The 12,219-nt window shown below is 33.8% G+C and carries 9 protein-coding genes; 6 read left to right on the forward strand and 3 right to left on the reverse strand.

Features of this window, described 5'->3' with window-relative positions; all coding sequences use genetic code 11:
• Positions 1 to 41 precede the first annotated feature (41 nt).
• Positions 42 to 2,669, reverse strand: coding sequence for a cyanophycin synthetase (gene cphA, locus Q0998_RS14980; RefSeq protein ID WP_299671196.1), 2,628 nt, complete (start codon positions 2,667 to 2,669; stop codon positions 42 to 44).
• Positions 2,670 to 2,854: 185 nt separating this feature from the next.
• On the opposite strand from cphA, the gene Q0998_RS14985 reads away from it, so the two are divergent.
• Positions 2,855 to 3,715 (forward strand): cyanophycinase, encoded by an 861-nt coding sequence (locus Q0998_RS14985; RefSeq protein WP_299671199.1) that lies wholly within the window; start codon positions 2,855 to 2,857, stop codon positions 3,713 to 3,715.
• A gap of 139 nt (positions 3,716 to 3,854) precedes the next feature.
• On the opposite strand, the gene Q0998_RS14990 is transcribed toward Q0998_RS14985, so the two are convergent.
• Positions 3,855 to 4,784: an isoaspartyl peptidase/L-asparaginase family protein gene (locus tag Q0998_RS14990; protein ID WP_299671201.1), complete on the reverse strand. Its 930-nt coding sequence runs from the start codon at positions 4,782 to 4,784 to the stop codon at positions 3,855 to 3,857.
• 332 nt (positions 4,785 to 5,116) lie between these two features.
• On the opposite strand from Q0998_RS14990, the gene polA reads away from it, so the two are divergent.
• From polA to Q0998_RS15010, 4 genes are all read left to right on the forward strand, one after another.
• Entirely contained in the window at positions 5,117 to 7,954 is a 2,838-nt protein-coding gene (gene polA / locus Q0998_RS14995) for a DNA polymerase I (protein WP_299671204.1), read from the forward strand.
• 9 nt (positions 7,955 to 7,963) lie between these two features.
• Positions 7,964 to 8,179: a hypothetical protein gene (locus Q0998_RS15000; RefSeq protein WP_299671206.1), complete on the forward strand. Its 216-nt coding sequence runs from the start codon at positions 7,964 to 7,966 to the stop codon at positions 8,177 to 8,179.
• A gap of 26 nt (positions 8,180 to 8,205) precedes the next feature.
• The gene (locus Q0998_RS15005) at positions 8,206 to 8,352 is read left to right on the forward strand and encodes a hypothetical protein (RefSeq protein ID WP_299671209.1); all 147 of its coding nucleotides are present in this window, start codon (positions 8,206 to 8,208) and stop codon (positions 8,350 to 8,352) included.
• Positions 8,353 to 8,460: 108 nt separating this feature from the next.
• Positions 8,461 to 9,267 (forward strand): N-acetylmuramoyl-L-alanine amidase, encoded by an 807-nt coding sequence (locus Q0998_RS15010; RefSeq protein ID WP_299671211.1) that lies wholly within the window; start codon positions 8,461 to 8,463, stop codon positions 9,265 to 9,267.
• Positions 9,268 to 9,825: 558 nt separating this feature from the next.
• Here Q0998_RS15010 and Q0998_RS15015 read toward each other — a convergent pair.
• On the reverse strand, positions 9,826 to 10,359 hold the full coding sequence (locus Q0998_RS15015; protein ID WP_299671214.1) for a hypothetical protein: 534 nt from the start codon (positions 10,357 to 10,359) through the stop codon (positions 9,826 to 9,828).
• Positions 10,360 to 10,556: 197 nt separating this feature from the next.
• Between Q0998_RS15015 and Q0998_RS15020 the strand changes: the two genes are divergently transcribed.
• Positions 10,557 to 12,185, forward strand: coding sequence for an FAD-dependent oxidoreductase (locus tag Q0998_RS15020; protein ID WP_299671216.1), 1,629 nt, complete (start codon positions 10,557 to 10,559; stop codon positions 12,183 to 12,185).
• Positions 12,186 to 12,219 lie beyond the last annotated feature (34 nt).

Consider the following 12,219-nt stretch of genomic DNA (forward strand, 5'->3'; position numbering starts at 1 on the left):
TTTTTTCACTACGCATTATGGTTATTTTCTTTTGAAAATTCTTAAACTTCAATTGCTTCTTTTTCCTTGAGTTCTTTTACAAGGTTGAGTGCATCTGGAATTACATCACTACATAAGACAATTAAAGCGCCTTTTTCGGCATTTTCAATCGCATACAAAATAGCTTCTCTTTCTGATGGAATGATCTTAATATTCTTATTTGGGTTTTTCCTAATAATGCCATCTTTTAGCATTTTAATCAACTCTTCTTCGGTTTTACCACGTAAATTTTTGTCTTGACGAATAATAATTTCATCGAACATGTCTGCCGCAATACCACCCATTTCATTATTATCTTCTACTCTTCGATCTCCAATTCCTGCAATAATCCCAACTTTTACCGAAGCTTCTATATTGTCTGTAAATTGTTTTAAAGCTTTCATTCCTGATGGATTATGCGCATAATCTAACAATATTTGGAAGTTTTTAAACTGAAATAAATTCAATCTTCCTGGAGTTTGAGAAGGAGACGGAATAAAAGTTTCTAAAGCCGCTTTCATATCTTCGATACTAATTCCTTGTACATGTGCTGCCAAAACTGCTCCCAATACATTCTGAATCATAAACGTTGCCTTTCCACCATAGGTTAATGGAATATGCTCAGCTTTCATCAATCTCATTTTCCACTCACCTCTACAAATTGTTACATATCCGTTTTCGTAAATTGCTGTAATTCCGTTTAAACGTTGCATGGCTTTTATACGAGGATTATTTTCATCCAAAGAAAATAAAGCAACATTACATTTTAAATCGCGTCTCATATCATAGACCAAATCATCATCAGCATTCAAAATTGCATACCCTTCTGGCAGGACAGTTTCTGGAACTACCGCCTTTACACGTGCTAACTGTTCTATAGTATTGATCCCTTTTAAACCCAAATGGTCTGACGCAACATTGGTTACAATGGCAATATCACACTTTTTAAATCCTAAACCTGCTCTTAACAAACCTCCTCTTGCACATTCTAACACGGCAAAATTTACGGTAGGATCTTTCAATACAAATTCGGCACTTTGTGGCCCAGTACAATCACCCGTCATTAATAAACGATTCTGAACATACACACCATCACTAGTAGTATAGCCAACACGATATCCCTTCATTTTAGCGATGTGCGCAACCAATCTTGTGGTGGTAGTTTTTCCGTTGGTACCCGAAACAGCAATAATCGGAATTCTACCTGTATCGCCATTATTTGGAAATAATTTATCAATTACGGGCGCAGCAACATTTCTTGGCAAGCCAGAGGTTGGTGCTAAATGCATTCTAAAACCTGGACCTGCGTTTACTTCTAAAACTGCACCTCCGGTTTCTGACAGCGGTTTTGAAATATCTGAAGTCATAATGTCTATACCACAAATATCTAAATCGATGATTTTTGAAATTCTTTCTACCATAGAAACATTTGCTGGATGCACAATATCTGTAACATCCTCTGCAGTGCCTCCTGTACTTAAATTTGCGGTGTCTTTTAAAATTAATTTTTCTCCTTTTGTTAAGACGGAATTTAAGGTATAACCCGCATCTTGAATGATGGTTTTTGTCAAATCATTGATCACGATTTGCGTTAATACTTTTTCATGACCATAGCCTCTTCTTGGATCTTTGTTAACTTCTTTAATCAACCTCTCTACCGAAGCTTCCCCATCACCAATAACATGCGCTGGCGTTCTTTTTGCTGCAGCAACCAAAATATTGTTAATTACTAGCAATCTATAATCTTCTCCGACAATATGTTTCTCAACAATGATAATTCCGTTTTTAGAACTTTCTTTCGCTTGATTGAAAGCAATTAAAGCATCTTCATAATTTTGAATATCTACAGTAATTCCGCGTCCGTGATTTCCGTCCACAGGTTTTATCACCAAAGGATAACCCACATAGCTACAGGCATCTTCTAAACTACTTTCTCTACGAATAATATCTCCTCTTGGCACTTCTATTTCTGCTTGCTCTAACAAATATTTAGTATCTTCTTTATCGCAAGCTAACTCTACCCCAATACTACTTGTCTCACTCGTTACAGTGGCTTGAATTCTTTTCTGATTAGCACCATATCCTAATTGACAAAGTGAATATTTGTTCAAACGAATCCAAGGAATTCCTCTGGCTTCTGCTTCTGCTATAATAGAAGCTGTACTTGGTCCTAATCTCGATTCTTCTCGTAATTCACGCATTCTTTGAATGTCGTAATTCAGATCATAATCTTCCGCAGCAATGAGCGCTTCACAAATTTCTACAGCAGCTTTTGCTGCATATCTCCCTACATTTTCTTCGATATATGAAAAAACTACATTATAGACGCCTTCTTCACCATAATCTCTCGTTCTCCCAAAACCCGTATCCATACCTGCAATGGTTTGAATTTCTAAAGCAATATGTTCAATAACATGTCCCATCCATGTGCCTTCGTCTACTCGCATAAAAAAACCGCCTTCACAAGCTTCAGAACATCTGTGCGAAAACATGCTTGGAAACATTGTTTTTAAGCGCTCTGAAAAACCAGGAACTTTATTGGTTGGAAATTCTTCCATTTTTTCCAAGTCTAACACCATAACAATTAATTTATGACGTCTTATTGACCAATAATTTGGACCTCTCATTGCATTTATACTAACAATTTTCATGTATTATTGATTTTTATTTAATGAATTTGAATATAAGACTCTAAATATAGATAAAATTCAAGATACTATTCGTGAATTTAAAATTATATTTGTCGATTATATTCCTATAAAAATTAGCCGTGTCTCAACTATTTTAATTTTACTTTTGCAATTAGGTTTTTGAATATGAACATGAAATTAAAAATATGGATACAATAAAAGGTACTTTAATTCCTATTGGTGGCAATGAGGACAAGGGAATGCAAGCTGATAAGCTTTATACACTAGACTTTATTGATGAAGGTATTTTATTTCGTGTGGTGGAAGAAGCTGGAGGAATTGATGCAAACATTGTTGTAATTCCTACCGCGTCGAGTATTCCTGTTGAAATTGGTGATAATTATATGGAGGCTTTTACAAAATTAGGCTGTAAAAATGTGACTGTTTTAGACATTAGAAAGCAAGAAGATGCTGAAGAAGCACACGCAATAGACTTGATTAAAAAAGCAAATTGTGTGATGTTTTCTGGAGGAAATCAATCTAAAATTACTAAAAAAATTGGAGGTTCTACCATTCATGAAATTCTAATAGATCGTTATAGAAATGAAAAAGGCTTTGTAATTGCAGGCACAAGTGCTGGTGCAATGGTAATGTCTAATGAAATGATTGCTGGCGGCAGCGCAACAGAATCCTTTAAAAAAGGAGCTGTAAAAATGTTTAAAGGACTGGGCTTGATTCCGCAATTAATTTTTGATACCCATTTTATCAAACGTGGAAGATTTGGAAGAATCGCAGAAGCTGTAGCTATGTTTCCAGAGTTAATTGGAATTGGATTGGCGGAAGACACTGGAATCATCATAAAAAAAGGAAATTTACATGTAATTGGCTCTGGAATGGTGCTTGTTTTTGACGGACGAAAACTCACACACAACAACCAAAGAATCTTAGAAAAAGGGACACCAATGTCGCTTACAAATCTAAAAACACATGTACTTTCTAACGGTGATCAGTTTAATATTAAAAAGAAAAAAGTAAAAGTTTTACCTTTAGATAAAGAGTTTATTTAAAATCCCATTCTGTCTTTCATACATCTTTCCCAAAGGGAAAGAACCTACAACTATTATTTTTATTGATAATTTTAATTAAGTTATGATTTTTTCAATCCGTGAAAATCTGTGAAATCTGTGTCACTTTTTTTAAAGAACCTTACTTGTAAATAGAAATTTCCTCTTTTCCATTTGAAGTTTTAAAAGCACGATACATTCCTTCTGTATTAAAAGGCATTGCAATATTTCCATTTTTATCAACCGCAATTAAGCCACCATCGCCACCAATTTCTAAAATTCTTTTATGAATTACTTCGTTAGCTGCTACTTCTAAAGACAAATCTTTATGTTCCATTAAACACGCTACATCATAGGCAACAACGCCACGAATAAAAAACTCGCCACTTCCAGTACAAGAAATTGCACAGGTTTTATTATTGGCATAATTTCCTGCGCCAATCATTGGTGAATCTCCTACTCTACCAAATTTTTTATTAGTCATACCGCCTGTTGAAGTTGCCGCGGCAATATTTCCTTTTGTATCACAAGCAACCGCGCCTACTGTTCCAAATTTACTGTCTTTTTTTGTGGAGTGATCTAGCTGAAAACTGTCTGTATCTTTTATTTCTAACCATTGCTTATGACGCAATTCGTCATAAAAGTAAGAGGTATCTTCAATTGTATAATCGTTCATTTTTGCAAATTGCATGGCGCCTTCTCCCGCTAAAAAAACGTGTTCGCTTTTTTCCATCACATCTTTTGCTAACGAAATAGGATTCTTAATACCAGTGATTAAAGAAACAGCACCAGCATTCAGCGTTTTTCCATCCATAATAGCAGCGTCCATCTCGTGGGTTTCATCTGCTGTAAAGACAGCTCCTTTTCCTGCATTGAATAAATGTGAATCTTCTAAAATAGTCACCGCTTTTTCAACAGCATTAATGGAAGTTCCGCCATTTTCTAAAACGGAATACCCAGCTTCTAATGCCAATTTTAACCCCAATGTATATGCGGCTTCTAATTCCGCAGTCATCATTCCTTTTACTAAAGTTCCTGCGCCACCATGAATGGCGATTGAAAAGTTATTCATTATCTAAATTTTGAGTAAAAATACGGCTTAATTAAATTATATGGCAATAAAAAAGACTTCTCGATACGATTCCGCTAAAAAGCGAAATCACTACCATTGACGTAGCTTGTAAGTTACTGTTTTACAAATTATTAATATATGTCTGGTCGAGCGCAGTCGAGACCTTCTTTAACCTCTCGACTGCGCTCGAGGAGACATTACGTCATTCCAATCGCTTGATAAAAATTTTTTTCTCGGGTCTCGGAGTGAGAGTAAGAGGTATTTTAAAATTTCTAAATATAAACTTAAAAACGCATAAGTTTTTGTAATTTTATAACTTCAATATTTTTAACATGTCAGACCAAAAAAGACTTTTTTTAGTTGATGCTTATGCATTAATTTTCCGTGGATATTACGCTTTTATAAAAAACCCAAGAATCAATTCTAAAGGTTTAGACACCTCTGCAATTATGGGGTTTATGAATTCATTGTTAGATGTAATAAAACGTGAAAGACCAGATCACTTAGCCGTTTGTTTTGATAAAGGAGGCAGTGCAGACAGAGTAGAAATGTTTGAAGCGTATAAAGCCAACAGAGACGCTACACCAGAAGCCATTAAATTAGCCATTCCATACATTCAAGATATCTTAAAAGCCATGCACATTCCTATTATGGTGAAGGAAGGTTTTGAAGCAGATGATGTTATTGGAACACTTTCCAAACAAGCAGAAAAGGAAGGATATAAAACTTTTATGGTAACACCAGATAAAGATTTTGCACAGTTAGTTTCTGAAAACATTTTTATGTACAAACCACGTTTTGGTGGGGGTTATGATATTTGGGGAGTTCCTGAAGTACTCGCAAAGTTTGAAGTGACAGATCCGTTGCAAGTCATCGATTTTTTAGGGATGATGGGAGATGCTTCTGATAACATTCCAGGCTTACCTGGCGTTGGAGAAAAAACTGCCAAAAAGTTTTTAGCAGCCTATGGTTCTATGGAAAATTTGTTGGCAAATACCCATGAGCTAAAAGGAAAAATGAAAGAAAAAGTAGAAGCTGCCAAAGAACTGGGCTTACTTTCTAAGAAGTTGGCAACAATTATGCTAGATGTTCCTGTGACTTTTAACGCGAAAGATTTTACATTAGACCAACCAGATATCGAAAAAGTTACCACCCTTTTTAACGAATTGGAATTTAGAAATTTATTAACAAATTTCTTAAAGACATTTTCTGAAACAAGGGACTTAAGTCCCTTGCAAAGCAAAGAATCTGAACAAAAAATAAAATCAAAAAAAGCACCTTCAAATGTAGAAGGTCAATTCGATTTGTTCGCAGCACCAGGAACAGGAAGCGTTACTGAAGCTGAAGTTGCATCAGGATTTAAAACGATTGAAAATACAAATCATTTTTATCAACATATCGATTCGCCTTTCTCTAGAAAACTATTGATGAGAAAGCTAATGCAACAAACTTCGGTTTGTTTTGACACAGAAACAACTGGTTTAAAAGCGTTGGAAGTTGAATTGATCGGAATTGCTTTTTCGTATGAAGTTGGAAAAGGATATTATGTGTCGTTTCCAGAAGACCAAGAAGAGACAACAAAAATTTTAGAAGAATTCAGACCCTTTTTTGAAAGTGAAATTGAAAAGATTGGTCATAACTTAAAATATGATATCAAAGTATTGTCAAATTATCAAATGCCTGTAAAAGGGAAATTTTTTGACACGATGATTGCGCATTACCTGATCAATCCAGACATGCGCCATAATATGGATATTTTGGCAGAAACCTATTTAAATTATCAACCCGTTTCTATTACAGAATTGATTGGTAAAAAAGGAAAAAACCAGCTTTCTATGCGCGTTGTTCCTATTGCAGATCAAACAGAATATGCTGTGGAAGATGCAGACATTACATTTCAACTAAAACAACTTTTTACGGGCGAATTAGAAGCTGGAAATGTAACCAAACTTTTTAATGAGATTGAGTTGCCTTTGGTATCTGTTTTAACAGCGATGGAAATTGAAGGGATCAATATAAATTCAGATTTCTTAAAGGAACTTTCTGTTGCGTTAACGGATGATATCAGCAGATTAGAAAAAAATATTTACGAGCAAGCCGGTGAAGAATTTAATATTGCTTCCCCAAAACAATTAGGAATTGTGTTGTTTGAAAATATGCAATTGGTAGAGAAACCTAAAAAAACGAAAACAGGGCAATATGCAACCGGAGAAGATATTCTTTCCTATTTGGCAAAAGACCATCAAATTATTAGAGACATTCAAGAATATCGTCAATATAAAAAATTACAAAGTACCTATGTAGATGCATTGCCGAATGAAATCAACCCAAAAACAGGGAGAATTCATACACAATATATGCAGGCTGTTGCAGCTACCGGAAGATTGAGTTCGAACAATCCGAATTTACAAAACATCCCGATTAGAACAGAACGTGGACGTGAGGTTCGAAAAGCGTTTATTCCGAAAGATGAAAATTATGTGTTGTTAGCAGCAGATTATTCTCAAATTGAATTGCGAATTATTGCAGCTTTAAGTGCAGAAGAAACCATGATCAATGCGTTTAAAAATGGAGAAGATATTCATGCTTCCACCGCTTCTAAAGTGTTTAATGTTCCTTTAGATAAAGTTACACGCGAACAACGTAGCAATGCAAAAACAGTTAATTTCGGAATCATTTACGGGGTTTCTGCATTCGGATTGAGCAATCAAACTGATTTAAGCAGAAGCGAAGCCAAAGAACTCATTGATACCTATTATGAAACCTATCCAAAATTAAAAGCATATATGTCTTCACAAGTAGATTTTGCTAGAGAACATGGGTATGTAGCAACTGTTTTAAACAGACGTAGGTATTTAAAAGACATCAATTCTAGAAATGCAATGGTAAGAAGTGGCGCAGAAAGAAATGCAGTAAATGCACCCATACAAGGTTCTGCTGCAGACATTATCAAGTTAGCCATGATTCATATTCACAATAGATTTGAGAAAGAAAATTTTAAATCGAAGATGTTATTACAAGTGCACGATGAATTGGTCTTTGACGCGCATAAAGACGAACTGGAAATTATAAAACCTATCATTAAGCACGAAATGGAAAATGCTTTTAAAATGGCTGTTCCTTTAGATGTAGAAATGGATACTGGAATGAACTGGCTAGAGGCGCATTAATAGAAACATATGAAATTAGATTACATCGAAAATTACAATGGTCTTAAAGAAAATATTGTAAGGTTATTCAATTTTGATAAAGCAAAAGCAATTCAATTTAGAGATGTACTACACGATACAATTATTGCTAAAAAACAAAAATTAGACTTATCTCAAATAGATTTTATAGACACCAGCAATTACAATTTAATTTTGGGTTGTTTACTTCTGATGAAGGAATTCTAACCAAAGACAACCAAACCTTTTTCTGCGTGTTAACTTTAGAAGGTTTTACGAATATGACAAAACTTTTAGAGCCTTTTTGTCAAAAAGAATCAAAAGGCTACCAATATTTATACGACATTGATAACCCTACAGATTTGTTGTTTTCTCCAACAGCTAGTTTTATTGAATCATAAGTAGATTTCATAAAAATAAAAGAGAAAAAGTTTTTAGATAGTTGTTTTTTTTATAAATTGAAGTTAGAATTGGCAAAATTTAACTGATAATGCATTAAAAACGTAATGATGAAACATTTAAAACTACTAATTATTCTTCTTGTATTAGGTTCTTGTTCTAAAAATATATATCAAATATCAACAAAAGCGTATAACAAAAAAGCTAAAACTCTAGGAGCATCTCTTAGTCGAATTAAGCAAGACACTGTAAACAACAGATTAACCAATCTTGTAAAATCTCAAAACTTCAATTTAAGAAAACCAAACCTAATTGTAATTCATCATACAGCCCAAGACAGTTGTCAACAGACGTATAGAACCTTTGCTTTAAAACGCACACAAGTAAGTTCGCATTATGTGATTTGTGATGACGGAACGGTGACACAAATGCTAAACGATTTGTTAAGAGGTTGGCATGCAGGTAATGGAAGTTGGGGAAAAAACACCGATATAAATAGCACTTCTATAGGAATTGAATTAGACAATAATGGCAAAGAACCTTTTTCCTATGCTCAAATTAACAGCCTAATCTTCTTGCTTCAAAAACTAACAGAAAAGTATAAAATACCAGCTCAAAATATCGTGGGTCATTCAGACATTGCACCTGGAAGAAAAGTAGATCCTAGCGCATTATTTCCTTGGAAAGCATTGGCAGAAAGCGGTCTCGGAATTTGGTACGATGAAGAAAAACTAAAAACAGTAGTACTTCCATTGGACTTCAATGTAGATTTTGCATTAAAATATATGGGGTACAATACCAAAAGTCTCAAAAACGCGATCTATTCTTTTAAGCTTCGTTTTAATGCCGAAGAAGTTTCACATGAATTCACAGAAAAAGATAAAAAAATATTGTTTTTATTGATGGATGAAATTTGAAATTATTTTTTAAATCAAAACATCTCGATACGATTTTGTAGAAAAACAAAATCACTCGATGTGACAGTGCGTAATTTCAATTCAGTGAATTTATGAGAAATAAATAATTTTTATAGAGGTCAGTAGTTAAATACATACTAAATTAAAGTTTTAAAACACTGTTTATTAGATGTTTGAATTATTCGTTATTGTCCGTTCGAGACCCGAGAAAAATTTTTATCAAACGATTAGAATGACGTTAAATAAATGATTGTAAGCATGTCTGTTCGAGCATTGCCAAAATCAAAATGTATTTTGATTGAAGGTAGCTTGCGAAGCAAATCGAGAACTGTTAATTTACTTAAAATCATATAATTAAACAAACACGTCAATGGTAACATTACTAAAATGAAAATGTATTTTCATTGAAAGTAGCTAGCAAAGCTATCGAGAACTATTGGTCTGCTTTATATAGGTTTCGACTGCTTCCGAAATTTCGGGACAACCAGACATAGTTAGTTACTTATTGTTTTTAATAAGTAACTAACTACTGGCCTCTAAATTTGTATTGAGAACCTATTAAAAAAATGAAAAACCAATTCCAAAGGAAACGCTATCCAATCGATCATTCTTAAAACCAGCGATGCCTTTTCTATGAAAATCTATTCTAAAAACAGTATTCCATCTTTCCTCTCCTGCAATTTGAAATCCCACTCCTATTCCGTAATAATTTCCATCAGGATAGCTCAAAGAAGGCGTCCACATTTTACCATACCTCACTTCTACAAAGTGTGTACTATCATCTTTTTCGGTGATGTTGTATTTTAAAGCTCCATATGCTGGAAAAGCGCTTACTGCATAATTCCAGTGCAAATCATAACCTCCATTCAAACTAACTGCAAGTCTTTTTTTAAACTCGTAACCAAAACCAATTCTAAAAAATAATGCCGATGGTTCAATAAAAGTGCCACCATCCTCTGAATTTGCTTCATAATCTTCATTAATTCCCAAAGTAAAATTTCCATCTATTGAAAAAAAAGGTTTCACTGTTTTTTCTTGAGAATTGGTTGCTAATGCTAAAAATAGTATGGAAAAGAATAGAAATTTCTTCATTCAGAAAGGTTGTTTTTAATTCTCTTTCCTGCACCAAAAACTATTCCGCTTTTTTAGTTTTGTTTACATCTATTTGAATCGTTCCATTTTCAATAGATAAATTGAATCATCAATCAGCCATTATTTTTTAATAAAAAAAATCTGCTTAAATTTATGCTTGCTAAAAATGAATCCTTACCAATTTTATCTTTGAAGTTATGAAAGACCCAAGATTTCCAGAATTAAACTACAACCAAATTAAAAAATTAAAAAAATTTGGTACTCAAGAAAACTATAAAACCCAAACAAAAGTATTTGCTTTGGGCGATAATATCTATGACTTCTTTGTTATTTTGGAGGGAGAAATAATCATTGAAGATCCATACAACAACACCTCTATAGTAACTCATAAAAAGTATGAATTCACAGGCGATAGCGGCATGCTTTCTAACAGATCTGCACAATTTAATGCGATGGCACAACCAAACAGCAAATTGTTGAGAATAAAACCAGACAAACTCAAAGAAGCGATTACGCAAAATAGTGACATTAGTGATGTGCTGTTAAATGCATTTTTGTTGCGACAAGAAACCGTTTTAAATGAAATTTCTGGTGGTATCAAATTGGTGGGTTCTGGAAACTCCAATCAAACCTATAAAATTAGAGATTTTTTAGAGAAAAATCATATTTGGTATACTTTTATTGATGTAGATGCACAAGAAGAAGCAGTCGATTTATTAGATCATTTTGGTTTACATAAAACAGATTTACCACTTTTAATTAATAGCGATTCTAAAGTTTGTAAAAATCCGTCTTTAGAGCAACTGGCAAGATACAGTGGTGTTTTAATGGATTTTGAAGACAAAATTTTTGATGTTCTAATTATTGGTGCAGGACCTTCTGGTTTAGCGGCAAGTGTGTATGCAGCTTCAGAAGGTTTAAGCGTTGTTACTATTGACAGTGAAGCACCTGGTGGACAGGCTGGAAAGAGCTCTAAAATAGAAAACTATTTAGGTTTTCCAACAGGAATTTCTGGAACAGATTTAGCCAACAGAGCGTATGTACAAGCACAAAAATTTGGCTGTAATATTTCCATTCCGCACTGTGCAAAAAATTTGAGTTATTCTCCAGAATATTTTACGGTTTGTGCCACAAATGATAAAATAATCAAATCGAAATCTATCATTATTGCAACCGGAGCGGCCTACAGAAAATTGCCTTTAGACAATGTAGAAAAATTTGAAGGTTGTGGTATTTATTATTCTGCTACAGGAATGGACGTTTCTAATTGTAAAGACCAAGAAGTGGTTATTATTGGTGGAGGAAATTCTGCTGGACAAGCAGCCATGTTTTTATCAATTTCAGCTAAAAAAGTTCATATGGTAATTCGTGGTAATGATTTAGGCGCAAAAATGAGTAGTTATTTAGTAAAACGAATTGAAGCGTCTGCTAAAATAAAAGTTCATAAAAATACCGAAGTTTGTGAATTATTTGGCGATCATCATTTAGAAAAAATCTGTTTGCAAACCAATAATAAAACCATAGAAATGGAAACCTCTAATCTTTTCTCTTTTATTGGCGCACAACCCAATACAACATGGATGGACGATATGGTAGTTACTGATGAAAAAGGTTTTGTTTGTACAGGAGAATTATTAATGAAAGAAAATTTAACAGATTGTAAAATTTACAAACAAAGAGATCCGCAATCTTTAGAAGCGAGTATTCCTGGTATTTTTGCTGTGGGCGATGTAAGAAAAAATTCTGTAAAACGTGTTGCTTCTGCCGTTGGTGAAGGTTCTATGGCAGTAAGTCAAGTGCATCATTATTTAGCTCAATTAGAATAGTTTAAAGTTATTAGAAATCAATTTTATATGTAGT

Origin of the sequence: uncultured Polaribacter sp. (assembly GCF_947501385.1) — a bacterium.
Classification (GTDB): domain Bacteria; phylum Bacteroidota; class Bacteroidia; order Flavobacteriales; family Flavobacteriaceae; genus Polaribacter.